The organism is Leucobacter chromiireducens (assembly GCF_051993095.1).
GTDB classification, from domain to species: Bacteria; Actinomycetota; Actinomycetes; order Actinomycetales; family Microbacteriaceae; genus Leucobacter; species Leucobacter chromiireducens.
The window spans coordinates 2,907,164-2,932,732 of the sequence record NZ_CP197024.1; the positions used below are offsets into that span (position 1 = coordinate 2,907,164).

Genomic DNA, 25,569 nt, shown 5'->3' on the forward strand with positions numbered 1-25,569 from the left:
GCCCGGGGAGCCACCATGCAGACATCAGACAAGCAGACGAGCACCAGCACCTCTGGCTGCCCCGTCGCCCACACGGGCGGCCGTCCGCTGAGCGCTGCCTCCGGTGGCACCGACACCGAAGACACTGGCTACTTCGGCCCCGGGAGCATCAGCTGGCGCCTCTTCTCAGACCCCTCGTCCAAGCTCGGCGGGCTTGCCGCGCTGCTCCTGCAATCACTGAACCCGCAGATGATGCGTGTGTTCGACGGCACGAGCGGCTACGCAACGGACGTCGAAGGTCGCGGCGAACGCACGGGCCGATACATCGACACGACCGTTTTCGGCGATCGCGCGCACGCTGACGCCGCGGGCGAGGCAGTCCAACGGCTCCACGCCGCAAGTGTGTGGACCGACCCGCGTACAGGAGAGGAACTCCGCGCCGACACACAGGAGTGGCTCGCCTGGACCCACAATTGCATTGTCTACGGCGTCTTGCGCGCCGCAGACGCGTTCGGCCCCTCGCTCACCGTGGCGGAGCAGGATCGCTTCGTCGTCGAGCAGCACGAGGCCGCACGCATCGTCGGCATCGAGGGCGATGAGTTCTTGCCTGGCAGCCGCGAGGCGCTCGACCGCTACATCGAGGACAACAAGAGCTGGATGGCACTCACCCTTCCCGCCGCCGAGATCACACGGGCAATGCGGAAACCCCAGCTCACCGGCAACCCCATCAAGGTCTGGGCGGGCCTCAACATCCAGGACGGCGTGCTCTCATTGCTTCCGGACTGGGCGCTGCTCTTGTTTGGGATCGAGGGGCGCCCGATGAATCTCCGCGCCGCCGCGCGCGTCACGCGCCGCATTATCGCGGGCGCCCGCTCGGGCCGCACGTCCGAGGACCTCATCACCGAGGTCACGGAACGCGTGCAGACACATCCCTATCGAAAAGTTCGAGGCGCGAAGTAGAAGCCCCACAACGGCAGCGGCCCCTCCCCGAATGCTCGGGGAGGGGCCGCTTCGGGCAAGGGGCTCGTGGCTAGTTGCCGCCCTGCTTGAGCGCCTGCAGTCGCTGGTCGACCTCGCTCAGCGCGCCGAGATCATCGAGCTCGTTGAACTGCGCATCGAGCGTGGAAGCAGCGAGCTCTGCCTGGCCGCGCACCATCGCTTCCTGACGCTTGACCTTCTCCTCGAAACGGCCAAGCTCGCTCGTGGGATCCAGCACGTCGAGGTTCTTCACCGCGTCCTGCACCTGCGACTGGGCGTCAGCCACCTTGCCGCGAGAGACGAGCTCGTCGCGCTTCGCCTGCAGCTGCACGAGCTTCTCGCGCATCGTCTGCAGACCAGTCTTCAGCTGCTCAACGACCTGCTGCTGCGCGGTGACGCTCGGCTCAGCGGTCTCCACCTCCTTCTCGAAGGAGATCTGCTTCGAGAGGGCCACGCGCGCGAGGTTGTCGAACTTGTCTGCACCCGCGGTATCACCGCTGGCGCGCAAAGTTTCCGCCTGCTTGGACGCCGCGGCGGCCTTGCTGCCCCACTCGGTGATCGCCTTCCGATCCTCCTCGAGGTCGGCCTCCATGAGACGCAGGTTGCCGATCGTCTGCGCGACCGAGCTTTCTGCATCGGCGATGCTGTTCTTGTAGTCGCGCTCCATCTGGTTGAGCATCTTCTCCGGGTCTTCCGCGGAGTCGAGGAGTGCGTTGATGTTTGCCTTGGCGAGCTGTGCGATACGGCCAAGGATGGACTGCTTTGCCATGTCGGCTTCCTTTCCTAGTGTTCCACCGAACCAGCTCGGAGGAGTGTGTTCACCGGCCTGGATGGCCGGATGAAATCTTGTGCGCGAACCCCGCACTCAGCGGGTCGCTCAGAACCGGCCACCGCCACCGCGTCGACCACCGCCACCGGAGCCGCCGCCAATCGAACCGCCACCGTTCCAGCCACCGGTGAAGCCGCCGCTGGAACCGCTCCAGCCGCCGCCACCGCCTGATCCTCCACCGCTGAGGAGGCCGCCGAGGATGCCGCCCAACACCGCGCCGCCGAAGCTGCCGTTCGAGCCGCCGCCCCCACCGCCGTAGCCACCGCCGCCTCCCCACCCGGAGACATCGGCTGAGGCCAGCTGGTACGCGGCCCGCGCATACTGGGTCGCCTGCTGGGCACTCTGGTACGAGCGCGCAGGATCCGCGGTGGCGTACTGCTCGGCGAGCTGCAGGTACCGCTTGGCCTCTGCAAGGCGTGTCCGCGCCTCGGCACCAATCGCGCCACGACGGGTCTCGATGAACTGCTCAGCCGCGAGGACCTCGCTGCGCGCAGGAACCAGCGCCTCGTCGCGCGCCGCCTCGGCACGCCGCTGCCGCTCGGCAGACTCTCGAGCCGCACCGATCGCGCCATCGATCTGCACGTTGACCTCGGCTGCCGCGGAAAGCGCACGCACCGGATCGCCGGCGACGTCCGCGGCGAGCACCGCCTCGACCTGCGCGGCGGCTGCGGCAAGCGCGCGCTGCTCACCTTCCGGCGCCGCAGGCATGAGCTGCGCAACCGTCTGCAAGTCTGCGCGGAGATCCGCGTGAGCCGCCTCCAGCTGGCGTGCGCTCTCAGCAAGCTCTGCCCCGATGGTGTTCGGGGAGTCGGCGAGGGTTCCCGCCTGCTCAAGCGCGGCCTCACCAGCACGCAGACTCACCGCGGCAGCGGCCGTTTTGCCCTCGCCGATCTCACGATCCGCGGCCGTGATGCATTCCCCAACAAATCGAAGCCGAGCCTCCGCCTCGGTGATATTGCTCTGCAGGCCCGCAACGATCGTCTCGGCGTACCGGGTACTGAGCTCGCCCATCGCGTTCCGGCCCGCGGCAAGTCGCGCCTCCACACCGGGCACTGCATCACGCAATTGGGTCAGCACCTCGGGCGCCCGCTGCTCGACCTCACGCAACCGCGAGAACGACTCAGTGTGCGCGTCGAGCGACTCCTTTGCGCCCGAGCAGCGCGCGATGATCTCGCTGAGCCACTCACGCTGCTGCTGCGGCGTATCCGGGATGTCATCGTCCAACTGCTGGCGCAGTGTGAAGGCAGCCTGGAGCTGTGCGCGTGCTTCCTCGATCGCCTGCGCGAATGGCTCCGCGGCCTCGGCACCGAACTGCGCCTGCGCAAAGCCGAGCTCCTGCTCGCTTCCGCGCAGGTCGTCATCGACCCGCACCAAGAGCGCGCTCGCCTGCGCCTCGAGCTCCCCCAGGGTCGCTTGAGGCTCTTGCCCCTCCGCCTCCCGCTCACGCTTGCGCTTCCGCGACACCGCGACACCTGCCGCGACGCCACCCACAACAACAACGCCACCGATCACGGCGATCGCCACGCCAGTCCCGTTCGAGCTGGGGTTCAGCACGGTCTTGTCGATTCCGGTGAGTGTGTCGCCGACGACACCCGCCCAGTCGCTCTTCTTGAGCGCGGGGCGCACATAGTCCTCGGTCAGCTTGTCGTACTGCGCGTCCGAGATCAGGTCTTTCGCGGCGTTGAGATCGAACAGGCGATCCTCCACGGCAACGCTGAGCAGCACGCCATCATCGCCCAAGAAGTTCTTCTGCGCAGTTGCGGAACCCCAGGCCACCGGGTCCTCTGGCGATTCGAACTCATCGACGTAGACCACGAAGAGCTGCACGCCATGCTCGGCAGCGAACGCCCGCACCTCGTCCTCCAGCTCATCAACCTGCGAACCGAGTACGCCCTTCGAGGTACCGTCCAACACGTACGCCCCAGCAAATGCGGGCGGTGCAGTCGCGACTGCTGCGGCTGGCGCGAACCAGGCCAACGCGGCGAGCACTGCGACCCCCAGCACCGGTGCAATACGTTTCATTCCCGTTCCCCCGTCACGGTCGATGTGGACCGCGTCGTCCCTCATGTGCTGAGTCTATAAGTGGTCTCCGTGCGCCGCCAGAGTCAATGATGTGTGCGGGCCTAGGCTGATCTCGGGGCCCCGATCAGCGGGCGGAACGACCGATGTCCCGTCGCGAAGGAGGCACAATGGCGCGCAGCGCTCCCGGAGTGTTTGCAGAGACACGCGTTCTCTGCGCGGAGGCCTGGCGCCTCGTGCGACAGGGCGGCGCTCGCCTCGCAGGCCTGATCCTGCTCACACAGCTCGTGCTCCTGCTCATCGCGCTCCCCCTCATCAGCTGGGTGTTCCGAGAGGCCCTCCGCGCGAATGGCATGGTGGGGCTCGATCTTGGCAAGCTGTCACTCGGCCAAGGCTTCCCCCTCACGATGACGATGATCGCGATCATCGTGGCGGTGGCGTTCTGGGTGATTGCACTGCAATTCACCGCACTCGTGGTGCTGCTGCGCTGGCCCGGCCTCGGCGCGCGACAGTTTCTCCGTGAGATCGGCAGAGTCGCCCGACGACTTTTTCGCCCGGGATCGATCCCACTCATCGGCTATCTCTTCGTGCTCGTTCCGCTCACTGGATTCGGCTTCACGTCTGTACTGACCCGGGGCATTGCGATCCCCTCGTTCGTCTCGGGGGAGCTCGCAAAGTCGCCCACGAGTGAGGCCGTGTTTGCTGCGGTGCTCCTCGTGCTCGCGTGGGTCAACATCCGCCTCGCGCTCACCGTGCCGGTGTTCGTGCTCACCTCATCGCGCAGGCCACTGCGCACGAGCTGGCGCCTCACGCGAGGACCGCGCGCCTGGCTTCCCATCGCGCTCGCGATCACGGTCGTCACGTTGGTTGCCGGTGCACTGGGTGTCGGTCTCTTGGTCACCGCGGTTGTGCCCACCGCGCTCGCTGACGCAGCCCTTCCCACTGCGGCACCCGCAGTCGCGGCGATCTCGCTCGGGGCCGCCCAGGTCGTCGGGCTGCTCCTCAGCGGTTTCGCGACCGCCGCGGTTGCCGGTGTGCTCATCACCCGTGTGCGTCGGGCGGCCCAGGCCCACCCCGACCGGATCACACTCCTCTCGGCCCCACTCGCATCAGCGCCGCGCACCCGTCGTGGCCCACGCCTCGCCGTACTCCTCACCTCGCTCGGCCTGGCCGCCGCCCTCAGTGTCGCCGGCTGGGACACCCTCCACCGGCTGGCCGAGGCGCCGACCACGCTCGTTCTCGCCCACCGCGGGTTCTCAGATGGCGGGGTCGAAAACACGCTGAGCGGGCTCGACGCAGCAGCAACTGCCGGCGCAGACCTCGTCGAGATGGACGTCATGCAGACCGCCGACGGTCAGTTCGTCGCCATGCACGACGCGCAGCTGAGCCGCCTGGCAGGGCGTGACGTCGCGGTGAAAGATCTCACGCTGGCCGAGATCACGGCGATTTCGGTGCATGACCGGGCCGGGCACGAGGATCGGATCCCAAGCTTCGCAGAGTACGTCACGCACGCGGAGCAAATCGGAATGCCCCTGCTCATCGAGATCAAGCTCGGCGGGGCCGACACCGCCGATCACGTGGATCGTCTCGTGGCAGAGCTTGAATCGCTCGACGCGCTCGACAACAACATCTACCACTCGCTCGATGCGGGGAGCGTCGAGCGGCTGAAGACGCTCCGCCCCGACCTCACCGTCGGCTACACCATGGCGTTTGCCGGCGGCGGACTCCCCGACACAATTGCCGATTTCATCGTGGTTGAGCAGTGGACGGCGAGCGACGCGATGCAGCGCGCCGCGTGGGATGCCGGGCTCGGCTTCATGGTGTGGACCGTGAACGATGTTCCGGGGATGCGCGAGCACCTGCGCCGCGGCACCGACGGGATCATCACCGACCACCCCGATCAGGCGCTCGCCGCACGCGCAGAGATGCAGGGCGAGACCGGAGTGTCAGATGTTCTGGTTGACGCGCTCGCCCGCTTCGTGACCGTGATGTAGCGAGAACCGCGCCCCGCAAGCGCTAGTTCTGGGCTGCGCGGCGGTTTGCGCGCCACGCCTTGAATGCCTTGATTGCTTCGATGAGGATCGGGATGCCCGGGATCAGCACGAGCACGATGATGAACACCTCGCTGTATTCGCGCACGAAGGGAATCTGTCCGAGGAAGTACCCGAGGAGCGTCACGCCGACACCCCAGAGCAGCGCGCCCACCGCGTTGTACACCACAAACTGACGGTAGCGCATGTTGCCCACGCCAGCCGCCGCCGGAACGAAGGCGCGGAAGACCGGCAGGAAGCGCGCGATGATGATGGCTTTGGGGCCGTGCTTCTCGAAGAAGGTGTGCGTGCGTGCCACATTCTCGGGGTTGAAGAAGCGACTCTTCTCCTTGCTGAAGATCGCTGGCCCGAGCTTTCGCCCGATCATGAAGCCCATCTGATCGCCGGCAAAGGCAAACACGAAGAGCAGGATGCAAGTGATCCAAATCGGCACGTCGATCACGCCGGTCGCCGAGAACAGACCGACGGTGAAGAGCAGCGAGTCGCCCGGCAGGAACGCGAGCACAAGCACGCCGGTTTCCAGGAACACGAAGGCGCAGGCCAGGATGAGGGCCGCCCAGCCGCCCGCCTTCAGCAGCGTTTCGGGATCGAGCCAGTCGATCCCAAGAAGCGCCGGAACGGTGGCAGCGGTCAGTGCGGCTAGGGTCGAGGTCACGTGTGTCGGCTCTGCTCTCGTGTGGGATGCGCGGGGTGCGCGGCGCGCAACCGAACTAATTATGCCCCGGCCCGCTGGGGAGCGGCTGTCGATCCCCCGGTGGGTGCCCACTGCGGCGGGGTAGTGTGAGTGGCACTCATTGGCTTGCCCGGAGGGAGCACCGGATGAATCTCACACTCGCTCAGCAGTCACGCCGGCGACGCATCGCCGCCGCAGCCGCGTTCTCAGCGCTCGCCCTCACCTTTTCGGGGTGCGTGACCGTCAACGTGCCGCCCCGCGAGAGCGGCTCAGGCGCCACCTCTCCGAGCGCGAGCGGTCCCCATGGGGACAACGATTTCCCCGCGACCGGGATTCCGACCGAAGTCCGCTGGGCCACCGACTGGCTCGAAGGCTTTGCGTCCGAAGGAAACGGGGTGCGCGGCGAGATCGTGGCAATCGATCTCGACTTCGAGAACGACGAGTGGATCTGGGAGGTGACAAGTCGCTTCCCGAGCGGCGGCCCCACGAACACCACGCCAGAGCGGGGCTACGAGGCTGAGCTCGCAGCAGACTCACTCACGGAGCTGCGCTCGCGCGAGGTCACCCTTGATTCTGAGGAGCAGGAGCACCCCAAGATCGGCATCGCCGAGGCCGCTCGGATCTCCGGTGACACCTACCCGAGCCCCCGACTCATTTCGCTCTCTCTCGAGCGGGATCGCGGCTCGCTCGTGTGGGAGGCGACACTGCTCGATTCCGAGACGCTGGCCGAAACAGAGCTCGCGATTGACGCGACCACGGGTGAGATCCGCTCCCGCGAGGCCGACTAGTTTCCCGTGAAACACTCCGGCCCGGGTCGACTCGCGCGGAGTCGGCCCGGGCCGGAGCGTCTGTGCCAGGAGCTACGCGGCGTCGCCTGCGCGCTCCGCCATCTCGACAACGTTCTTGAGGAGCAGCGCCCGGGTCATCGGCCCCACCCCACCGGGGTTCGGCGATACCCAGCCAGCAACCTCGGCGACGGCGGGATCAACGTCGCCGACCACGCGGCTCTTGCCGGTCTCGGGATCGACCTTGCGGGAGACGCCCACGTCGAGCACGATGGCGCCCGGCTTCACGTCCTCGGCGCGGACGATGCCCTCCACGCCTGCCGCGGCCACGATCACGTCGGCGCGGCGCAGCTCAGCAGACAGGTCCTGCGTGCCGGTGTGGGTGAGCGTCACCGTCGCATTGAACTCACGACGCGTCAGCAGCGGCCCAATCGGGCGCCCCACCGTCACGCCGCGACCAACCACGACCACGTGCTTGCCAGCCCACGACAGGCCGTTGCGCTCCACAAGCTCGATGACACCGCGCGGCGTGCAAGGCAGTGGCGAGGTGATCTCCGTGTTGGCGTTCAGCACGAGCCGGCCCAGGTTCATCGGGTGGAGGCCGTCAGCGTCCTTCGCGGGGTCGATGCACTCGAGGATGCGATCCGTGTCGATGTGCTTCGGCAGCGGGAGCTGCACGATGTACCCCGTGCACGCGGGATCCGCGTTGAGTTCGGCAAGCACCGCTTCAAGCTCGTCCTGCGTGACCGACTCGGGCAGCTCGCGCTTGATCGACGCGATGCCCACCTCAGCGCAGTCACGGTGCTTCCCCGCGACGTACCACTGCGAACCGGGATCCTCGCCCACGAGCACCGTCGCGAGGCCGGGCACCACGCCGCGCGCGGCGAGCGCCGCGACCCGCTCAGTGAGCTCAGCCTTAATGTCGGCTGCGGCCTGCGTGCCGTTCAGGCGCTGTGCGCCGGTGGACTCTGCCACCGGGCTCACCACTCCTCGAGGCCGGGGTACAGCGGGAAGGCCTCAGCCAGCGTCGTGACGCGCGCCTTCAGCGCCTCGATGTCGCCGGCCTGCTGCAGGGTCAGCGCGATGATGTCCGACACCTCAGCGAACTCGACATCACCAAAGCCGCGAGTGGCGAGCGCGGGCGTGCCGATGCGCAGGCCGCTCGTGACCATCGGCGGGCGGGGGTCGAACGGCACCGAGTTGCGGTTCACCGTGATGCCCACCTCGTGGAGTGCATCCTCCGCCTGCTGGCCATCGAGCTTCGAGTTGCGGAGATCTGCGAGCACGAGGTGCACGTCGGTGCCACCCGTCAGCACGTCAACACCAGCAGCCTTCGAGGCCTCGGTGGTGAGTGCGGAAGCGAGAAGCTTTGCACCGGAGAGCGTGCGGACCTGACGGTCAGCGAACTCCTCGGTGGCGGCGAGCTTGAAGGCGGTGGCCTTCGCCGCAATCACGTGCATGAGGGGGCCGCCCTGGTGGCCGGGGAACACGTTCGAGTTGATCTTCTTGTAGAGATCCAGGTCGTTCGTGAGGATGAAGCCCGAGCGGGGGCCACCGATCGTCTTGTGCACGGTCGACGAAACGACGTGCGCGTGCGGCACCGGGTTGGGGTACAGGCCAGCGGCCACGAGGCCCGCGAAGTGCGCCATGTCGACCCAGAGCGTCGCGCCCACCTCGTCGGCGATCGCACGGAACGCCGCGAAGTCGAGCGTGCGGGGGTACGCCGACCAGCCCGCGATGATGACCTTCGGCTTGACCTCGAGCGCCTTCGCGCGGACGACGTCCATGTCGATCAGGAACGTCTCGGGGTCGACGCCGTAGGAGGCAACGTTGTAGAGCTTGCCGGAGAAGTTGAGCTTCATGCCGTGCGTGAGGTGGCCGCCGTGCGCCAGCTCAAGGCCGAGAATCGTATCGCCGGGCTCAGCGATTGCCGAGAGCACGGCGGCGTTTGCCGAGGCGCCGGAGTGGGGCTGCACGTTGGCATACTGCGCGCCGAACAGGCTCTTGGCACGATCCCGAGCGAGATCCTCGGCGACGTCAACGAACTCGCAGCCACCGTAGTAGCGGCGGCCCGGGTAGCCCTCGGCGTACTTGTTGGTGAGCACCGAGCCCTGCGCCTCGAGCACCGCGCGCGGAACGAAGTTCTCGCTGGCGATCATCTCAAGCGTGCCGCGCTGGCGGCCGAGCTCGTTCTTCAGGACCTCAGCGATCTCGGGGTCGACGACCTCGAGCGGCTCGTTGAAGAAAGCTGACTGGGTGGACATAGTGCGCTCCTCAGTGTGTTCGCTCCGCGCAGGCGGAATCGGTATCGGAATCAAGACCCAGGCGAGCGGCCATTCCGTGAAGAGGTGTCGTTCCCCGATGGTGGACCATCTGTACGCCAGTCACGACCCGATCAGCATACCAGCGGGGCACATTCCCCAACCGGGAAGTTCCGCCTGGTTACGCAGCCGTCAGCCGATCGCCATGAAGCGCGGCCACTCGGGAAGACTGGCTAGAATTGGCCGGATGAACACGATCGCTGCTGACACGCTCGACACCCAGTGGGTGCTCACCCTCTCTTGCATTGACGGACCCGGAATCGTCCATGCCATCAGCGGTGCGATCGTGGCGGCCGGTGGCAACATCGCCGAGAGCCAGCAGTTTGCGTCGGCCGATACGGGCCGCTTCTTCATGCGGCTGCAGGTTGAGGCCGTGGCGCAGCCCGACACATTCGAGGATCGCTTCGCGAACGCCCTCGCACCCGTGACCGAGCGCTACCACATGACCTGGCGGCTCGACCGCGTGGGCCGCCCCGTGCGCACGCTCATTCTGGCCTCCACCGCGACGCACTGCGTCAACGACCTCCTGTACCGCCAGCGTGGCGGCCAGCTGCCCATTGAGGTGCCGCTGATCCTGTCGAACCACGAGACCGTGCGCGACATCGCCGAGTTCTATGACGTGCCGTTCGAGCACCGCGCAATCGCCTCGCCGGAGGATCGCGACGCATTCGAGGCACGCGTCCTCGCCGCGGTCGAGGAGCACGACATTGAGCTGGTAGTGCTTGCGCGCTACATGCAGATTCTGTCGCCGAGCCTGTGCGAAGCGCTCGAGGGCCGCGCGATCAACATTCACCACTCGTTCCTGCCCGGGTTCAAGGGTGCCAACCCCTACAAGCAGGCCCACCAGCGCGGGGTGAAGCTCATCGGCGCGACGGCTCACTTCGTGACGACGGATCTCGACGAGGGCCCAATCATCGAACAGGATGTCGTGCGCGTCGATCACTCGTACTCACCGCGCGAACTCGTGCAGCTCGGCCAGGACGAGGAGGCACGCGTGCTTCGCCGCGCCGTGGGCTGGTTCGCCGAGAACCGCATCCTCGCGGACGGCGCCCGCACGATCATCTTCCGCTAGGCGGCGCGCTCCCGCATCATCACGGCCCAGAAAACAGTACTGCCCCGAGGCGTGAGGCCCCGGGGCAGTACTGTATGCGGCGCAAGCTAGAGCTGTTCGCGGTGCCGCTCGCGCAGCTCTTCGACGGCACGGTCAAGCGCGGGATCGTCACCGCGAGCCAAGCCGGCGTACTGCAGCACGACACCGTCCTCATCCTGCAGGGCTTTCACCCACATCCGGCGGCGAGGCACGAAGAGCGACCACATGAGACCGCCCAGGCCGGCAAGCGCGAAGATCAGGATCCAAATCTGTGCGGGGTTCTGCATGACGTCAAACGCCGCGTATCGAGGCGCCTTCTCAAAGCTGATCGTTCCCATGCCGTTCGGCAGGTCGACCGTCTCACCCGGCGTGAGCGACAGCGACTTCTTGTCAACCGCGCGGCCCGTGAGCTGCTCCATGTCGCTCGTGTCGAGCACGTAGACCGACTGCGGCACGGCTCCGTCAATGCCGAGATTGCCAGTGAACACATCGAGCGTGAGCACGGGGTTCTCAAGGTCCGGGTAGTTCGAGGTGAACGCGCCCGTGTCGAGCTCCGCCTGCGTCGGGTAGAAGAAGCCGCGAAGGCCGAGCTGCGTCGCCTCGCCATCCTCCGTCGAGATACCGAAGGGCACCTTCACCACGCCGAGCGAGGTCATGTTCGTGTCCTGCGGAATGAACGGCATCGACTCGCGGTACACCACCTCGCCTTCCGCGTTCTTGATCGTGATGAGCGGCGCGTAGCCGTTCGAGATCAGGTAGATGGGCGAGCCATGCACACGGAGCGGGTGGTTCACACGAATCGTGTGCTCCTCCTCCGACTTTCCGTCGGCGCTGATCAACGTCATGTCAGCGATGTAGTCCTTGACCTGACCCAAGGCATCGATGTTGCCGTCCTCGGGGGTCATGTAGCTCACGTCGAGCGAGTTCAGTCGCAGGCTGAACGGCTCCAGGCTGCCCGTATCGAATGCCTGTCCCGAGTTCACTGTGTCGTAGTCGATGAGCTGGTTGACCATCGTCTCACCCTCGATGAGCACCTTCTGGCCGTTGAACGTGAGTGCCGCGCCGACGCCGACGCTGATGAGCACGCCGAGCATCGCGACGTGGAACAGGAGGTTTCCGGTCTCGCGCAGGTAGCCGCGCTCGGCGGACACCGACACCTCGGTAACGCCACGACGCGTCACCTCCTGCGTCTCCACGCGGTAGCCCTGCTTCTTGAGCATGCCAGCGGCCACCTCGACGGCACGCTCACCAAACTCGGCACGCTCCTCGGGGCTCGCGTCGGGGTTCGAGACACGCACCTCCGAGAAGCCGGCCATGCGGTTCAGCCGCGCGGGGGTCTTGGGCGGCGTGCCGCGCCAGGCCTTCCAGTGGTGCGCGAGGCGGGGCAGCACACACCCGATCAGCGAGATGAACAGCAGCAAGTAGATCGCAGAGAACCAAACCGAGCTGTACACGTCGAACGCCTGAATCGGGAAGGCGTCGAGGATCTTGAATAGCGTCGGGTGATCCTGCTGGTACTGCACCACGCCGTTGGGGTCGGCAGAGCGCTGCGGCACGAGCGATCCGGGGATCGCTGCAACCGCGAGCAGCAGGAGCAGGATCAGGGCCACCCGCATGCTGGTGAGCTGGCGCCAGAACCAGCGACCCCAGCCTTTGAGGCCGAGCTCGGGGGATTCCGCGCGCAGCGAGCCGCCAGCGCCGGTGCCGTCATCGTAATCAGAGGGGCGTGACATACCCGTCAATCACCGCCTGCAGTGCAAACATCATCTTGCTCCAGAGCCCGGTCACCATGAGGAGACCGATGAGGATCAGCAAACCGCCGCCGATCAGGTTCACGGTACGAATGTGCCGCTTGAAAAAGGTCATCGTTTGAGTCATCCAGCCGAAGCCAAACGCGGCGAGCACGAACGGCAGGCCGAGGCCGAGGCAGTACATGAGCGCCAGCACCACAGAGCGCGCCACGGATCCCTGCTGGAGGCTGAGCCCCATGATGACGGTGAGCGTCGGGCCCATGCAGGGCGTCCAACCGATCGCGAAAACCGCGCCCAGCACCGGCGCCCCTGCCAGGCCGAGCTTGGGCTTGAGCTTGAGCTTGCGCGTGTTCTGCGCGCGCGAGAACAAGCCCATAAACACGAGGCCCATGACGATCACGAACACGCCCATAACGCGCGTGATCACGGGTTCCCACTCCATCAGCCAGATGCCCACGGAGCCGGCGGCCGCAAGGAAGGTGACGAGCACTGCCGTAAAGCCTGCGACGAAAAGCACCGAGCCGAGCACCAGGCGGCGGCGGTTCGGTGCTTCCCCGGGAGCAGCACCCGCGCTCGCGCTCGCGTACGCGAGGTAGCCGGGCACGAGCGGCAGAATGCACGGCGACAGGAAGGAGACGAGCCCCGCGGCGATCGCAATCAGCGATGCGACGAGCAACTGCCCGTCCGCCACGATCTCAAAGATGCCCACGCGCGGCTACTGCTTGCTGCTCGGGGCGCTCGTGCGGTCCCCCGACTCGGCAGAAGCGGGCGCATCTGTGGCGTCCTGCTCACCCTCGGCGAGGGTCTCCTCGATGAGGGTACGCAGCTGCGACTCCCCCGCAAGCATGCCGAGCACGCGGTGCGCCACGCGCCCCTCGCGGTCGAGGATCAGCGTGGTCGGCACGGCGTTCAGCGGCACCTGACCGGCGAACGCGCGCTGCACGGAACGACCGCCCGGCATGTCCATAATCGAGGGGTACTCGACACCGAATTCCTTGGCGAACTGCTGGGCCTGTGCGGCCTGATCGCGCGTGTTGACACCGATGAACTCGACGCCCTTCGGCGAGAACTCGTCGTATGCGGCGACCAGGTCCGGCGCCTCGGCACGGCACGGGGGGCACCCCGCGTACCAGAAGTTCACCACGGTGACCTGGCCCGCGATGTCGGCTGAGCTCAGCTCCTCGCCGTGCTCCGTCTCGCCCGAGAACTCAACTGGATCGGTGCGCTCACTCGGCGCGAAGCTCGCGGAGGTGCCGTCGCCGGAGACGTAGCCTTTGTCGCTGCCTTCCTGCCACTGCTTCGAGAGGTCGCTGCCTCCCCCGCTGCTGCACGCGGACAGCGCGAGCGCGGCGCTCAGGGCGAGGGCCGCGACGGCCCAGGTCTTTCGGCGGATCATACGGCCCCCACATCTACGGCGTCGTCCAGCAGCCCAGCGGCGGGGGTGCGGTAGTCAACCTCGAACCAGCGCTCACCACGCTTCTCAAAACTCGTGATGCTCGACAGCTCGCAGCGTCGCGAGGCCGGGTTGTGGAAGAGGGGCTTGCCTGCAATATCGAGGTGCGCCATCCAAATGGGTGACTGGTGCGACACCATCACGATGTCGCCCCCGCGGGTGCTGGCCCAGGCATCGTCCATCGCCTGCCGCACGCGCGCGGCCACCTGGCGGTAGGGCTCGCCCCAGCTCGGCCGGAAGGGATTCCAGAACTTGTGCCAGTAGCGCGGCTGCTTGAACGCGGCGTCGGGGCCGGAGTTCACCTTGCCCTCGAAGAAGTTGGTGGGCTCGATGATGCCCTCTTCGGTGACAATCTCGAGACCGAAGGTGCTCGCGATAGGTCGCGCCGACTGCTGTGCGCGCTCGAGCGGCGACGCGTAGAGTTTCGCGATCGCGCGGTCGCTGCCCGCGAGTTCGAGCGCGGCGGCCTCCGCCATACGGTGTCCGCGCTCTGAGAGGCGGAATCCGGGGATACGCCCGTACAGCACCAGATCGGGGTTATGGACCTCGCCATGGCGCACCAAATGCAGCAGTTTGTCGCTCACGCAGACCATTGTACGTTCGGCTCACCTGAGAATCCCGGGAGCATACCCCCTCCGGGTGTGCTCTCGGGATCCGGGTTCGATTCGCCGCTTTTCGATCGGGATCGCGCTACGCCACACCCGCGAAGCCGCCAAAACGCGAGCGCGCATAGATGAGCGGCCGGTCTACTCCGCCGAGCAGCCCGTAGGAGAGGACATCCGCGAGCACAATGCGGTGGTCGCCGCCGTCGAACTCCTCGCGAATCGCGCACTCAAGCCAGGCCGACCCGCCAGCAATCACCGGATGTCCGCGCGTGGGCGTGCGGACAGTGGGGGTGCCGCCGAGCTTGTCGTGCACCCCGGGGCGTGCCAGCCGGCGCGCAATCGGCCCCTGGCCCGCGCCGAGCACCGTCGCGGCGAACGAACCTGTCGCGGCGATTCGCGGCCAACTACTCGATCCGGTGCCGACGGTGAGCAGCACACGCGGCGGCGCGACCGACAGCGAGACAAACGACTGCACGGTGAGTGCCGCGGCGGGCTCCCCCGCCGCCCCGCGCGCGGCGAGCGCCACCACGCCCGTGGGGAACGCGCCAAGCACCCCGCGCGCCGCGGACTCATCCGCGAGCGGCGCCTCGACGAGTGGCACGAGGGGGTAGGCGTAAGTGAACAGATCGAGCTGGTGCTCGCCCCCGATCCACAGCCCGTCCCGCTCAGGCCGACGCTCGTAGCCGAGCGTTTCGTAGAGGCGGTGCGCACCGCGCATCGCGGGGCCGGTCTTCAGCACCACCGCGCTGAATCCCTCCCCCGCGGCACGCGCGGCGACGTCGCGCATGAGGGCGGCACCAACACCCCGCCGACGCGCGGCGGGCGACACCCCGAGGAGGCGGAGGTCGAGCTCGTCGGCGGCGATGTCCTCGTGCAGGGAGGGCCCGCCCGGGCGGCGGGTCGTCACGCTGCCGAGCAGCTGCCCATCGCTGTCCTCGGCCACCCACACGTCGTAGTCGCGAGCGCGCACGGCCGCGGCGCGGAAGGGATCGCTCCCGCCACTTGTCTCGCCGTAGTCGTGCGCGTACGCCGCTCCGATCAGCGCGTCAACCGCGGCGAACTCCTCGCGCCGCGCCTGGCGCACCGCGATGCTCACGCTGTCTCCCGTTCGGTCGCGGGCTGCCACCCGAGCGATGGCCCAATGCTCGTGGCGAGCTCATGGAGGATGTGCTTCCAGTCCGCCAGCTCAAATTCGAACGGCAGCTCGAAGAGGTAGTCGTCCGCGGCCTGGAACGCGGGGTCGGTGCGAATAAACTCGACAATTTCGTCACGCGAGCCGAGCACGTCGCGGGCAATGATCGTCTTCCCGCCGTGCACCTGCGCGGTGCGCGGGGTGCGGGCCTCCGCGTAGGCACGGTACTTCGCCGCCTGCTCCGGCGTAGCCCCATCCGTCGGCACGATCACGCGCGCCACCGTCGCGCGCGCGGCCTCGCCGGCAGGGTGCGCGGCACGGAACGCGTCGATCTGCGCGCGCTGCACTCGCCCAAAGTTCGTGTCGCCATCCGCCGTGGTGCTGATGTTACTCACCAGCCAGTTCAGCCCGGCGCGGCCGGTCCACTCCGCTGAGCGCAGCGAGCCGCCGCCGTACCAGAGCCGCTCGGAGAGCCCCGCACTGTGCGGCTCGACCCGCTCCGAGTCGAAGTCCCCGCCAATACCGTTGTAGGGCGGCACCTCGCGCACCCGATCCCCCGCAAGGAATCGACGCAACCGCTCAATCCGCTCGTAGGAGTAATCTTCGTCGCGCCAGCCCGCGTCGTGCACGAGGTCGTTCACGTCGTCGGCGTACCCCGGCGGGTGCACGCTCACACCGGTGAGCACCCGGCCTCCCGACAGCGCGTCCGCGGTGCCAAGGTCCTCGGCCAGGCGGAACGGGTTCTCATGGCCGACCGGGATCACCGCCGTGCCGAGCCCGATGCGCTCCGTCTGCTGCGCGACCGCACCGAAGAACACTGCGGGCGAGGGCAGCCCGTGCTGCAGGTGCCGCGTGCGCACCCAGCCGCTGTCGAGACCGAGCTCCTCCGCGTAGCGGAACAGCTCGACGCCATCGCGCAGCCCGCGGCCCGGGTCGGCGCTGTCGAAGGGAACGAGGTGGATGAAGCCGAGGCTCTTGAGGGGCCGCGGCGCGGGAGTGGTGGTCATGAGGTATCTCCTGGATGATCAAATCTGGTATTCGGGGCCGCCGCGGGCCAGGTGGTACTCGCGGAGGAAGGCGCGGGCGCGCGTGCTCGCGTCCGGGCCGAAGAACGCGTCCGGGGTGGCGTCATCGACGATGCGGCCACCCTCTAAGAACACGACGCGATCGGCGATCTGTCTCACAAAGTGCATCTCGTGCGACACGAGCGCCATGGTTTGCCCGGCGGCCGCGATCTCGCGGATCGTCTGCAGCACTTCGCCCACCAGCTCGGGATCGAGCGCGCTCGTGGGCTCGTCGAGCAGCAGCACGCGCGGCTCCATGGCCAGCGCCCGCGCGATGCCGACGCGCTGCTGCTGGCCGCCCGAGAGTTGGGCGGGGTAGTGCCCGGCGTGTGCGGCGAGGCCGACGCGATCGAGGTGCGCGGCGGCGGCGGCTTCGGCCTCGCGGCGCGGCAGGCCGCGGACGACACGGAGCCCCTCGGCCACGTTCTCGAGCGCCGTTTTGCGGGCGAACAGCTGGAACTGCTGAAAGACCATCGCGGTATTGCGACGGAGTCGCAGCACCTCGGCGCGGCCCGCTGATGCCGCGTTCACGGTCACCTCATCGACCGTCACCGTTCCGGCATCGGGCCGTTCGAGCAGGTCGAAGCAGCGGAGCAGAGTCGACTTTCCCGCGCCAGACGGCCCCACGATGGCGGTCACCCCACCCTCGGCGAGCTCGAGATCGAGGCCATCGAGAATCACGCGTTCGCCATACGCCTTGCGGATGCCGTGCACGCCGATCATGCGAGCACCCCGGCCGCGGTATGGGCGCCCGGCGCGGTCGCGCCAGTCGGCGTCGACCCGACGGCTGCTCCACGTGACCGCCCGCGAACGGGACACGGGCGTTCCATCCAGCGCTCGATCCAGCGCGCGCCCTGCTCGATCAGCACCGTGAGCGCCCAGTAGATGATCGCGGTAGCAAGGTAGGCCTCGAAGAACCGGTAGTCGCGTCCGCCGAGAATCTTCGCGTAGGCGGTGATCTCAACGATCGACACGACGAACGCGAGGGACGATTGCTTGAGCATGCCGATGAAGTGGTTCACGAGGGTGGGAAACGCGACAACCGCGGCGTTGGGCACGGTCACCCGCGTGAGGGTCTGCCACGACGTCATCCCCAGCGCGTGCGCGGCCTCGATCTCGCGCTTGTCCACCGACAGCAGAGCCGCGCGAATCGTTTCCGAGCTGTACGCCGCTTCGGTCAGAGCAAACGTGAACGCGGCAACGACAAAGGGCGAGAGCGCCATCGCGTCCCAGTTCGTCCCGAACGCGTGGTTGATGTAGAGGATTGCGATCGGCACTGCGTTGACGTTCAGCAGCAATTGCACAAGCGGCGGGGTACCGCGCAGGTATGAGACCAGCACGGCACAGATCTGGCTCAGCACGGGCACGCGCGCCAATTTAATGAGTGCAAGGCCGAGCCCCAGCAGCGTACCGATCACCGTCGCGACCACGCTGAGCGCGAGGGTCACCGGGATGTACGGCAGCAGATCGAGCACGTACTTCCCGATCGCGGGGAAATCGATGATGGTGTCCACGGTGGTAACGGTTTCCGCCCTACTCGCTCTCGGCGAGCGCGGTCTTCGGCGACACGTCGAGGCCGTCGAAGAACTCGGTGCTGAGCTTCGTCAGTGTGCCGTCTGCAGCGAGCTCGCGCAGCGCGCCGTTCAGCTCTTCCACCACGTGATCCACGTTGGGGGTCTGCTTCGAGATCGCGTAGGCGGAGAAGAGGTTGGTGCCATACTCCTCAACGAGCTTCTCGCCGTCGAGCTGCGAGAAGTCGACGTCCACGCCCTTCGCGTACCCGTCGTACACGACCTTGTCGCTGAACACGAAGTCCGCGCCGCCCGTCGCGACCTTCTTGTACTGGGACTGCAGATCGAGCTCGGTGTACTCGATCTCGATCTTCTTGTCGGGGTGCGCTTCGTTGTAGGCCTCCAGAATCTTCGTGAAATTGAGGCCGGGTTCCCCGAAGGTGCGCTTGCCTGCGAGCTCGTCGAGGGTCGTCGCCCCCGCGAGCGGAGACCCCTTCGCGAAAGCGACACCGAACTGCGCCTCAATGTACGGATCCGAGAAGTCGTACTTCTCGCGGCGCTCCTCCGTGGCGGAGAGGTTGTTGGCCACGATGTTGAAGCGGCCGGAGTCGAGGCCGGCGAAGAGTGCGGGGAACTCGGCAACCTGGAACTCGAACTCGAGATCGGGCAGCTTCTCGTCGACGAGCTTGAGGATCTCGATGTCGTATCCCGTCAGCTCGTCGTTCTCGTCCAGAAAGGTGAACGGCCGCGGCGAGCCGCCCGTGGCAACGAGCAGCTTCTGCGGCCCCGCCTCCGCGTCGGCCCCTGACCCCGAGCCGCCCGCGGAAGCCGCGGGAGCGCAGCCGCTCGCGCCCAGCGCCACAGTGGCGAGCGCGGCGGCGAGAAGTGTGGTGCGAGCAAAGCGGGTCATGGGCGTGTCCTTTCGAAGGCCCCGTGCAAAGATCCGGGGGACGAGGGACAGCGTAGGAACGATCCACCCATTCATCAAAGTGATGTGACACATTGTTTCAACTTATTGATTACTCGTCGTCCTCCACGCGCAGTGCAAGCCCCCACACGCGAGTAGACTGTGGGGGTGACTGAGCGTGTATTGATTAAGGACCTGCCCGCCCTTGAGGGCGGCACCGTGCGCGTATCCGGCTGGGTGGAAAAGGTGCGCGATCAGCGCTACGTCCAGTTCGTGGTGCTGCGCGACGAGTCGGGCGCAGTGCAGCTCGTGAACGGCGGCGTACTGCGCGAGCCGGATCCCGAGAACCCTCGCTCGGACATCCTGGTGCCCCGCACCACCACCATTTCTGAGCTGACCCACGGCACCTTCGTGACCGTTGAGGGTGAGCTGCAGCACAACGAGCGCGTGAAGCTCGGCGGCGTGGAGATCCAGATCGAAACGATCGAGGTTCTCACGAAGGCGCTGCCCGACAACCCCGTCGCCGGCGACTCGGGCATCGACGTCCGCCTCGACTGGCGCTTCCTCGACCTCCGCCGCCCCGAGCAGAACCTCGTGTTCCGCATCCAGACCACCTTCCTGCACGCGCTGCGGAACGTGTGGGTGGATCGCGGCTTCATCGAGATCCAGACGCCGAAGCTCATGGCCTCGGCCTCGGAATCGCGTGCTGAGCTGTTCGAGGTCGAGTACTTCGAGGGCAAGGCGTTCCTCGCGCAGAGCCCCCAGTTCTTCAAGCAGATGGCGCAGGCCGCGGGCTTCGGCGGCATCTTCGAGGTCGGCCCTGCGTTCCGCGCTGATCCCTCGTTCACGTCGCGCCACGCGACTGAGTTCACCTCGATCGACACCGAGCTCAGCTGGATCGACTCGCACGTCGACGTGATGGAGCTGCACGAGGAGCTCATCGTCGCTGGCCTCACCGCGGTCAAGGAGAAGCACGGCGAGGAGATCCAGAAGCTCTTCGGCATCGACCTCACCGTGCCGGCGCGCCCGTTCCCGCGCGTGCCCCTCGCCGAGGCGAAGGAGATCGTCAAGGCTCGCGGCTACGAGGTGCCCCGCACCGACGCCGACATGGACCCCGAGGGCGAGCGCCAGATCGCCGCGTGGGCCAAGGAGGAGCACGGCAGCGACTTCGTTTTCCTCACGGACTACGACGCATCGATTCGCCCGTTCTACCACATGCGGCACGAGGATGACTCGAACCTCACGAAGAGCTACGACCTCATCTACCGCGGCACCGAGATTTCGACGGGCGCGCAGCGCGAGCACCGCATCGAGGTACTCGAAGCGCAGGCGATCGAGAAGGGCATGGACCCGAAGGAGCTCGAGTTCTACCTCGATTTCTTCCGCTACGGCGTGCCCCCGCACGGCGGCTTCGGCATGGGCCTCAACCGCGTGCTTATGCTGATGCTTGAGCAGTCATCGATCCGCGAGGTCACCTACCTGTTCCGCGGCCCGAACCGTCTGCTCCCCTAAGTTCAGGCCTCACGCACGTGTGCCCCGCCGCCCACTCGGGTTGCGGGGCACACGTGCGTTTACGGGCTCGGAGGCACGGTGCTCCAGTTACAGTCAGCGTTTGTCCCCGCGATACCACTCGTTCCCGTCGCGACCAGCCACGCAGACTTCCAGCCGCCGGGCCCCGTCAGCCTCACTGCGACTGATGCGCCGCCACCGAGCAAACCACCCAGCAGCCCGAGATTGAACTCGGTCTTCGCCGCTGAAGTGGTCCCCGAGACGGTCACGCTTCCCAGCAGCGCCGAGGTCAACGGAGTGAGTCCCCCCTGTGCGAGATAGCCGTACTCTGCACTTGCCATCGTGTACCCCGTCGCTCCGGCGGGAACCCGCCACTCGACCGTGATCTTTGGCGTCGCTCCCAGCAAGCCAGGGTTGAAGGAACACTTGGGGGTGAGCTGCTGCGGGGTGGGCACGGTCATCGCGGAGAAGGACGCGGTGGCGTTTTCCGCATCCGCCCAGCTCGCATCGGTGATCGACGGCGGGGCTCCGCACGCGGACACGACCGCCGCGCCGAGCACACACGCCACCACCAGCTGAGCGCGCCGTGCACCACGAGCTTTTCTCGCCTGCATCATCTCGACCACCGCCCGCGCACTACTGAGGCAATGCCCGCGCAACCGAGCCCGCCCGCGACGGCGACCACAGCGAGCCCCCACGCGGCCGGCATACCCGTCACGGGCAGCACCGGGGGCGTCGGTGTTGCCCAGGCGCCGCCTTCCCCCGGTCCGATCTCCGCGCGCTCTCCGTGCCCTACCGCCCGAAAGGTGACGCCCACCTGCCCCAATCCCCCGGCCGGGATTTCACCCGTGACGAGATACCAGCGTTCCTCGACGCCAGTGAGCACTCCCAGCTCGATCGGTTCGCCTGACACATCGAGCGCGCCAGGGGCAAGAACCACACGCTCCGCGTCGGCGCAAACACGCCCCTCCCAGGGCACCGCGCATGAGCGCACCGCGACGGCAAGCCCGAGCTCGGGGTCGCCCGTGGCGATCAGCGCAACATCAATGTCCCCGGCGCTGGCGGAGTCAAAAGCAACCCCGACCTGCCAGTCAACGGGAACGCCCGGGCGCATGGCGCGCATTGCTGCGGGGTTCCCCACCGCGGTCAGCCTGAGGCGCTTCCCCGTGACCGTTTCCACCCGTTCGCCATCAGCACCGCGAGCCTCGGCATGCTGGGGCGTCGCGGCCGCAGCCCGTTCGGCGGGCTGCGCGATCCCCCATCCAGCTCCCAGACACACTGCGGCGAGCGCCGCGGCTCCCGCAGTGTGTCGCCCTCGTCGCGCCGCCAGACCGGCTCGACGTTCAGGATGAGGCTCCGAGCCCCCGGGCCCGCGCGGAGCTCTCGGCCAGAACGCCCACGTGACGAGGGTCGCAGCCGCAATCGTGAGCGCACCGAGCACAGCGGGGTGCGAGAACCACACGACCACGCGGGCAAGTCCCGGCACGGCACCCATCACGACGCGCACCTGGGTGACGTCATACGGAGAAGGGTCATCGACATCGTTCGCGTCCCCGCGCATGGTGATGGTGCGACTCGGCCCCTCCCCGGACACCGATGTCACCCGATGCGTGACGGGCAGCATTCCGGCCCGATCAACGGTCACCACATCGCCTACGTGAATCGCATCCGCAGGAATCTGCCGCACGATGGCCAGCGACCCGGCAGGAATCGACGGCGACATCGACCCCGTTTTGAACATGATGATCGAGATGCCGAAGAACCCGGAGAGCGCGACGAGCACAATGCAGACAATGCCGCCCACAGCCGCGATGTTGAGCAGCACGTTCCCGATCACCGCGCCAGCACGGACCCCACGTTCTCGCGTCACGCATCTCCCTTCGTCGTCTGCTGCTAGGAGTTTGAGGTCCCGGTGAACGTCCACGTTGCTGAAGCGTTCAGACCCTGGGCCGCGTTCGCTGTGCCCGCGGGAAGCGTGACCGCGAAGCAGTAGCTCACGGGAGTTGCACCCCCAGCCGCCAGCGGCTGATTTACCGTTCCAGCCGTTGTCAGCGGGCTCCCTGCAGGAACGATTACCGTGCCCGTTCCGGGAGCAAAGGCCGCCGCGTTGCAGGTCACGTTCCCGGCGATCGCCACCACCCCGTACCTGAGATACGGTCCGAGGCCGGTGCCGCCCACGCTCGCCGCGCTCAGCGAGAGCGCACCGGCCACCGTTGACGCTGGCGTTGTGCGCACCGTGTAGCGCGCATAGCTCGTCGTGTCCGGGGACATCGCCGTTGGGGCGACGGTAAAGTTCAGCACCGCGGGGCTTCCCGCAGGGTGGTCCGCAAACGTCGTGCCGTCGATTGACCCTTGAATCGCGAACACGCTGGCGGCAAAGTTCGCCTGCGCAGTCTCCGTGTCAGTCCACGCAGCGAGCGTGAGCGACCCGCCCACTCCGAGTACGAGCGCACCCGCGAGGACGGCCCGCACGCGTGTGAACCGCCCCCGCTGGCCGACGTCCCAAGTTCGACGCGATGTGCCAGTTTGACCGTGGCGCACGTGTCACCTACACGGCCGCGCCGGACTCTGCGGTGAAGGTCCACACGATCTCACCGGTCGCCCCCTGTGGCAACGAGCTGTCTGCGGTCACCTTGAAGCACACAAACTTCGGAGTTTCCGGAGCCGCGAGTGTGAAGCTCGTCACGTTCGCGTCGGTCCCCGCGGTGAACGCGCTCGCCGAGCACGTCGCCGAGGTGGTGTACACGAAGCTCGACGTCGTTCCTGTAATGGCGTCCGTCGAGTCGGTAGCGAGTGTCACATTCGCCTGGTTCGTCGCGCCCGCAATGAGCTGCACCGCGTACCCCGCGTACACGGAGTCTCCCGGCGCGAGTGCGTTTGCATTCATCTGGAACGTCAGCGCAGCTGGCGCACCCGTTACTGGGTGGTCAGAGAAGTTTGTGCCGCTCGGCGAACCCTCGATACCGAAGGTTCCACTCCCGAATACACCGCGCACCCACTCAGTGTCGGTCCACGCGGCAAGAGTGACCGCCGTCCCGACCCCGAGCACGAGCCCGCCCGCCAGCAGTGCACGCGCGCGCGTCCACCCTCGGCGCTCAGCCTTGCTCCCCGTACGAATTTGTTCGTCACGCATAAGCCATACCCCTTTGTACAGACTCACCAAGCCCACCTTGGTGATGCTTTGGGCACATGCTACGACAACAAAAGGTACTTCAACAGGCTTTTCTGTGAATTTTTTCGCAGCGTTCATCCACGCAACAGCTCCGCACCACCGCCGGCCGACGTGACCGCCTACGCCACCGCGCGGGCGAAGTCCTCCTCCACGAGCGCCCAGTTCATCGCCCCGCCCGCCTGCGCGCCGCCGCCCATCGCGATCGGCACGGTGGCCATGGGAGACACGACGTTGCCTGCGGCCCACACGCGGGGGTGACTCGTGCGCCCTGCCGGATCCACCGCGATGAAACTCCCGACCGGGGTGTCCGCGCGCGCCAGGCCGAGCGCCGAGACCACCGCATCGCGCGGCCGCACCGCGCTCATCGTGAGCACGGCATCGAGCTCGTGCAGGCTCCCGTCCGTCGTGCGCGCAGCCGTGAGGCTCGCCCCATTTCCGAGCAGCTCCTCCACCGGCTCCCCCACAATCTCCATGCCGCGGGCTCGCATGCGGCGCTCGGTCTCCGGGTCGAGTACGCCAAGCCCCGCCGCGAACACGGTCACCCGATCGCTCCACTGGCGCGCGAGCAGCACTTGGTGAATCGAGCCCGGTGAGGTCGCGAGCACGCCGAGCCGACTGCCGCGCACCTCCCAACCGTGGCAGTACGGGCAGTGCAGCACGGAGCCACCCCAGTATTCGGCAAGCCCCGGCACCGAAGGCAACTCATCCACCGCGCCGGTGGCGAGCAGCAGTGCGCGGGCGGCGACGGTGCGGGGCACCCCGTTAATCGTGGCGTCGAGCAGCACGCCCCCGGCGTCCTCGCGCACGGAGCCCACCTCCCCCGTGACGAACTCCACCCCGTAGGCCGCGGCCTCAGCCCTACCTCGCGCGAGCAACTCGTGCGGTGGCGTACCGTCGAGGCCGAGCACGTTGTGCATGTGCGAGGCGAAGCGGTTGCGTGGCGCACCACCGTCAATTACCAGTGTGCGGCGCAGCGATCGCCCCAGCGCCTGGGCGGCGCTGAGCCCCGCGGCTCCCCCGCCGATGATCACCGCGTCGTAGCTGAAGTCCAGGTCAGTGTTCTGCTCAGTCATGCGGCCAGCTTGCCTGCAGTCTGCAATACTGGCAATCAGGTTTGCATTATTAGCAAAGAGGTGAATGATGGACGAACTCGCACAGCTGGGTCCCCGCCTGCGCTCCGCACGGCAAGAACGTGGGCTCACTCTCGCAGATCTCGCGGCCCGTGCCGGGCTCTCGGCAAGCACGCTCTCGCGACTCGAGTCGGGCAAGCGCCAGGCCAGCCTCGAGCTCCTGCTCCCACTGACACGCGAGCTAGGGATCCGCGTTGACGATCTCCTCCCCCACCGCGACCGCGACCCGCGCGTGCGCCGGGGGACGGTGTCTCGCGGTGGCATGACGATTGCTCCACTCACTCGCGAGGCATCTGCCGTGCGCGCTTTCAAGATCACGTACCGCCCCGGTGCCCCCGTGCGCCCCGCGCAGGTCCACGAGGGCTCCGAGTGGCTCTATGTCCTCTCCGGGCGGCTGACGCTCGAACTCGGCGAGCAGACGCTTGAACTCGGGCCGGGGGAAGCCGCGGAGTTCGACACGATGACTCCGCACCGTATCCGCGCCGCGGGCGGCCGAAAGGCGGAGGTCATCAGCATCTTCAACACGATCGGCGAGCGGCTACATCTGCACACCCCGCTCGAAATCGACGACAGCGCCGAGCCGCAGCTCAAGTAAGAGACACTGGAGGGA

General features: G+C 67.2%; 25 protein-coding genes and 1 riboswitch. Of the genes, 6 read left to right on the top strand and 19 right to left on the bottom strand.

Annotated features, from left to right (window positions below; genetic code table 11):
• Nucleotides 1-15 precede the first annotated feature (15 nt).
• A complete protein-coding gene (locus ACR81A_RS13125) occupies nucleotides 16-939 on the top strand; it encodes an oxygenase MpaB family protein (RefSeq protein WP_440312053.1) in 924 nt (307 codons plus the stop codon).
• A 70-nt stretch (nucleotides 940-1,009) separates the two neighbouring features.
• Here the strand turns inward: ACR81A_RS13125 and ACR81A_RS13130 are convergent, their stop codons facing one another.
• Nucleotides 1,010-1,726, bottom strand: a complete 717-nt coding sequence (locus tag ACR81A_RS13130) for a PspA/IM30 family protein (RefSeq protein ID WP_202380703.1) — start codon at nucleotides 1,724-1,726, stop codon at nucleotides 1,010-1,012.
• Nucleotides 1,727-1,834: 108 nt separating this feature from the next.
• Nucleotides 1,835-3,853 carry a TPM domain-containing protein gene (locus tag ACR81A_RS13135; protein ID WP_440312054.1) on the bottom strand — a complete coding sequence of 673 codons (2,019 nt, stop codon included), beginning with the start codon at nucleotides 3,851-3,853 and terminating at the stop codon, nucleotides 1,835-1,837.
• 122 nt (nucleotides 3,854-3,975) lie between these two features.
• On the opposite strand from ACR81A_RS13135, the gene ACR81A_RS13140 reads away from it, so the two are divergent.
• Nucleotides 3,976-5,799, top strand: a complete 1,824-nt coding sequence (locus ACR81A_RS13140) for a glycerophosphoryl diester phosphodiesterase membrane domain-containing protein (RefSeq protein ID WP_440312055.1) — start codon at nucleotides 3,976-3,978, stop codon at nucleotides 5,797-5,799.
• Between the two features lie 22 nt (nucleotides 5,800-5,821).
• Here ACR81A_RS13140 and ACR81A_RS13145 read toward each other — a convergent pair whose 3' ends face one another.
• Nucleotides 5,822-6,511, bottom strand: coding sequence for a DedA family protein (locus tag ACR81A_RS13145; RefSeq protein ID WP_440312056.1), 690 nt, complete (start codon nucleotides 6,509-6,511; stop codon nucleotides 5,822-5,824).
• A 164-nt stretch (nucleotides 6,512-6,675) separates the two neighbouring features.
• Here ACR81A_RS13145 and ACR81A_RS13150 point away from each other — a divergent pair, with 164 nt between their 5' ends.
• Nucleotides 6,676-7,317, top strand: a complete 642-nt coding sequence (locus tag ACR81A_RS13150) for a PepSY domain-containing protein (protein ID WP_440312057.1) — start codon at nucleotides 6,676-6,678, stop codon at nucleotides 7,315-7,317.
• Between the two features lie 72 nt (nucleotides 7,318-7,389).
• Here ACR81A_RS13150 and ACR81A_RS13155 read toward each other — a convergent pair whose 3' ends face one another.
• On the bottom strand, nucleotides 7,390-8,289 hold the full coding sequence (locus ACR81A_RS13155; protein WP_440312058.1) for a bifunctional methylenetetrahydrofolate dehydrogenase/methenyltetrahydrofolate cyclohydrolase: 900 nt from the start codon (nucleotides 8,287-8,289) through the stop codon (nucleotides 7,390-7,392).
• A 5-nt stretch (nucleotides 8,290-8,294) separates the two neighbouring features.
• The gene (gene glyA, locus ACR81A_RS13160) at nucleotides 8,295-9,578 is read right to left on the bottom strand and encodes a serine hydroxymethyltransferase (RefSeq protein ID WP_440312059.1); all 1,284 of its coding nucleotides are present in this window, start codon (nucleotides 9,576-9,578) and stop codon (nucleotides 8,295-8,297) included.
• A 48-nt stretch (nucleotides 9,579-9,626) separates the two neighbouring features.
• Nucleotides 9,627-9,712, bottom strand: a riboswitch (ZMP/ZTP riboswitch).
• A gap of 110 nt (nucleotides 9,713-9,822) precedes the next feature.
• Between glyA and purU the strand changes: the two genes are divergently transcribed.
• Complete coding sequence (gene purU, locus ACR81A_RS13165; protein ID WP_202380696.1) at nucleotides 9,823-10,707, top strand: formyltetrahydrofolate deformylase; 885 nt, start codon at nucleotides 9,823-9,825, stop codon at nucleotides 10,705-10,707.
• Between the two features lie 86 nt (nucleotides 10,708-10,793).
• Here purU and resB read toward each other — a convergent pair whose 3' ends face one another.
• The 9 genes from resB to ACR81A_RS13210 form a co-directional block, all read right to left on the bottom strand.
• Nucleotides 10,794-12,458 (bottom strand): cytochrome c biogenesis protein ResB, encoded by a 1,665-nt coding sequence (gene resB, locus ACR81A_RS13170; protein ID WP_440312060.1) that lies wholly within the window; start codon nucleotides 12,456-12,458, stop codon nucleotides 10,794-10,796.
• Nucleotides 12,442-13,185: a cytochrome c biogenesis protein CcdA gene (locus ACR81A_RS13175; RefSeq protein WP_202380694.1), complete on the bottom strand. Its 744-nt coding sequence runs from the start codon at nucleotides 13,183-13,185 to the stop codon at nucleotides 12,442-12,444. The genes resB and ACR81A_RS13175 overlap by 17 nt, the downstream gene beginning before the upstream one ends.
• A 6-nt stretch (nucleotides 13,186-13,191) precedes the next feature.
• Nucleotides 13,192-13,872 carry a TlpA family protein disulfide reductase gene (locus ACR81A_RS13180; RefSeq protein ID WP_202380693.1) on the bottom strand — a complete coding sequence of 227 codons (681 nt, stop codon included), beginning with the start codon at nucleotides 13,870-13,872 and terminating at the stop codon, nucleotides 13,192-13,194.
• Entirely contained in the window at nucleotides 13,869-14,522 is a 654-nt protein-coding gene (locus ACR81A_RS13185) for a histidine phosphatase family protein (protein ID WP_202380692.1), read from the bottom strand. The genes ACR81A_RS13180 and ACR81A_RS13185 overlap by 4 nt, the downstream gene beginning before the upstream one ends.
• 97 nt (nucleotides 14,523-14,619) lie before the next feature.
• Complete coding sequence (locus ACR81A_RS13190) at nucleotides 14,620-15,630, bottom strand: GNAT family N-acetyltransferase (protein WP_440312061.1); 1,011 nt, start codon at nucleotides 15,628-15,630, stop codon at nucleotides 14,620-14,622.
• On the bottom strand, nucleotides 15,627-16,673 hold the full coding sequence (locus ACR81A_RS13195) for an LLM class flavin-dependent oxidoreductase (RefSeq protein ID WP_440312062.1): 1,047 nt from the start codon (nucleotides 16,671-16,673) through the stop codon (nucleotides 15,627-15,629). The genes ACR81A_RS13190 and ACR81A_RS13195 overlap by 4 nt, the downstream gene beginning before the upstream one ends.
• Nucleotides 16,674-16,691: 18 nt before the next feature.
• Nucleotides 16,692-17,549, bottom strand: coding sequence for an amino acid ABC transporter ATP-binding protein (locus ACR81A_RS13200; RefSeq protein ID WP_440312063.1), 858 nt, complete (start codon nucleotides 17,547-17,549; stop codon nucleotides 16,692-16,694).
• The gene (locus ACR81A_RS13205) at nucleotides 17,450-18,244 is read right to left on the bottom strand and encodes an amino acid ABC transporter permease (protein WP_440312064.1); all 795 of its coding nucleotides are present in this window, start codon (nucleotides 18,242-18,244) and stop codon (nucleotides 17,450-17,452) included. The genes ACR81A_RS13200 and ACR81A_RS13205 overlap by 100 nt, the downstream gene beginning before the upstream one ends.
• Before the next feature lie 19 nt (nucleotides 18,245-18,263).
• Entirely contained in the window at nucleotides 18,264-19,151 is an 888-nt protein-coding gene (locus tag ACR81A_RS13210) for a transporter substrate-binding domain-containing protein (RefSeq protein WP_202380687.1), read from the bottom strand.
• Nucleotides 19,152-19,331: 180 nt separating this feature from the next.
• On the opposite strand from ACR81A_RS13210, the gene aspS reads away from it, so the two are divergent.
• Nucleotides 19,332-20,660 carry an aspartate--tRNA(Asn) ligase gene (gene aspS, locus ACR81A_RS13215; RefSeq protein WP_202381485.1) on the top strand — a complete coding sequence of 443 codons (1,329 nt, stop codon included), beginning with the start codon at nucleotides 19,332-19,334 and terminating at the stop codon, nucleotides 20,658-20,660.
• 59 nt (nucleotides 20,661-20,719) lie between these two features.
• Here aspS and ACR81A_RS13220 read toward each other — a convergent pair whose 3' ends face one another.
• The 5 genes from ACR81A_RS13220 to ACR81A_RS13240 form a co-directional block, all read right to left on the bottom strand.
• Complete coding sequence (locus ACR81A_RS13220) at nucleotides 20,720-21,283, bottom strand: hypothetical protein (protein WP_440312065.1); 564 nt, start codon at nucleotides 21,281-21,283, stop codon at nucleotides 20,720-20,722.
• On the bottom strand, nucleotides 21,271-22,527 hold the full coding sequence (locus tag ACR81A_RS13225) for a signal peptidase I (protein WP_440312066.1): 1,257 nt from the start codon (nucleotides 22,525-22,527) through the stop codon (nucleotides 21,271-21,273). The genes ACR81A_RS13220 and ACR81A_RS13225 overlap by 13 nt, the downstream gene beginning before the upstream one ends.
• Before the next feature lie 23 nt (nucleotides 22,528-22,550).
• Nucleotides 22,551-23,129 carry a SipW-dependent-type signal peptide-containing protein gene (locus ACR81A_RS13230; RefSeq protein ID WP_337248865.1) on the bottom strand — a complete coding sequence of 193 codons (579 nt, stop codon included), beginning with the start codon at nucleotides 23,127-23,129 and terminating at the stop codon, nucleotides 22,551-22,553.
• A 76-nt stretch (nucleotides 23,130-23,205) separates the two neighbouring features.
• Nucleotides 23,206-23,790, bottom strand: a complete 585-nt coding sequence (locus ACR81A_RS13235; protein WP_237462173.1) for a SipW-dependent-type signal peptide-containing protein — start codon at nucleotides 23,788-23,790, stop codon at nucleotides 23,206-23,208.
• Between the two features lie 158 nt (nucleotides 23,791-23,948).
• Nucleotides 23,949-24,902, bottom strand: coding sequence for an NAD(P)/FAD-dependent oxidoreductase (locus ACR81A_RS13240; RefSeq protein WP_440312067.1), 954 nt, complete (start codon nucleotides 24,900-24,902; stop codon nucleotides 23,949-23,951).
• A gap of 67 nt (nucleotides 24,903-24,969) precedes the next feature.
• Between ACR81A_RS13240 and ACR81A_RS13245 the strand changes: the two genes are divergently transcribed.
• The gene (locus ACR81A_RS13245; RefSeq protein WP_440312068.1) at nucleotides 24,970-25,554 is read left to right on the top strand and encodes a helix-turn-helix domain-containing protein; all 585 of its coding nucleotides are present in this window, start codon (nucleotides 24,970-24,972) and stop codon (nucleotides 25,552-25,554) included.
• Nucleotides 25,555-25,569 lie beyond the last annotated feature (15 nt).

Bases quoted from the DNA above. Each gene is read 5' to 3' on its own strand.
- ACR81A_RS13125 (WP_440312053.1), top strand. From the start codon at position 16: ATGCAGACATCAGACAAGCAGACGAGCACCAGCACCTCTGGCTGCCCC.
- ACR81A_RS13130 (WP_202380703.1), bottom strand. From the start codon at position 1,726: ATGGCAAAGCAGTCCATCCTTGGCCGTATCGCACAGCTCGCCAAGGCA.
- ACR81A_RS13135 (WP_440312054.1), bottom strand. From the start codon at position 3,853: ATGAGGGACGACGCGGTCCACATCGACCGTGACGGGGGAACGGGAATG.
- ACR81A_RS13140 (WP_440312055.1), top strand. From the start codon at position 3,976: ATGGCGCGCAGCGCTCCCGGAGTGTTTGCAGAGACACGCGTTCTCTGC.
- ACR81A_RS13150 (WP_440312057.1), top strand. From the start codon at position 6,676: ATGAATCTCACACTCGCTCAGCAGTCACGCCGGCGACGCATCGCCGCC.
- glyA (WP_440312059.1), bottom strand. From the start codon at position 9,578: ATGTCCACCCAGTCAGCTTTCTTCAACGAGCCGCTCGAGGTCGTCGAC.
- purU (WP_202380696.1), top strand. From the start codon at position 9,823: ATGAACACGATCGCTGCTGACACGCTCGACACCCAGTGGGTGCTCACC.
- resB (WP_440312060.1), bottom strand. From the start codon at position 12,458: ATGTCACGCCCCTCTGATTACGATGACGGCACCGGCGCTGGCGGCTCG.
- ACR81A_RS13180 (WP_202380693.1), bottom strand. From the start codon at position 13,872: ATGATCCGCCGAAAGACCTGGGCCGTCGCGGCCCTCGCCCTGAGCGCC.
- ACR81A_RS13185 (WP_202380692.1), bottom strand. From the start codon at position 14,522: ATGGTCTGCGTGAGCGACAAACTGCTGCATTTGGTGCGCCATGGCGAG.
- ACR81A_RS13195 (WP_440312062.1), bottom strand. From the start codon at position 16,673: ATGACCACCACTCCCGCGCCGCGGCCCCTCAAGAGCCTCGGCTTCATC.
- ACR81A_RS13210 (WP_202380687.1), bottom strand. From the start codon at position 19,151: ATGACCCGCTTTGCTCGCACCACACTTCTCGCCGCCGCGCTCGCCACT.
- ACR81A_RS13235 (WP_237462173.1), bottom strand. From the start codon at position 23,790: ATGCGTGACGAACAAATTCGTACGGGGAGCAAGGCTGAGCGCCGAGGG.
- ACR81A_RS13240 (WP_440312067.1), bottom strand. From the start codon at position 24,902: ATGACTGAGCAGAACACTGACCTGGACTTCAGCTACGACGCGGTGATC.
- ACR81A_RS13245 (WP_440312068.1), top strand. From the start codon at position 24,970: ATGGACGAACTCGCACAGCTGGGTCCCCGCCTGCGCTCCGCACGGCAA.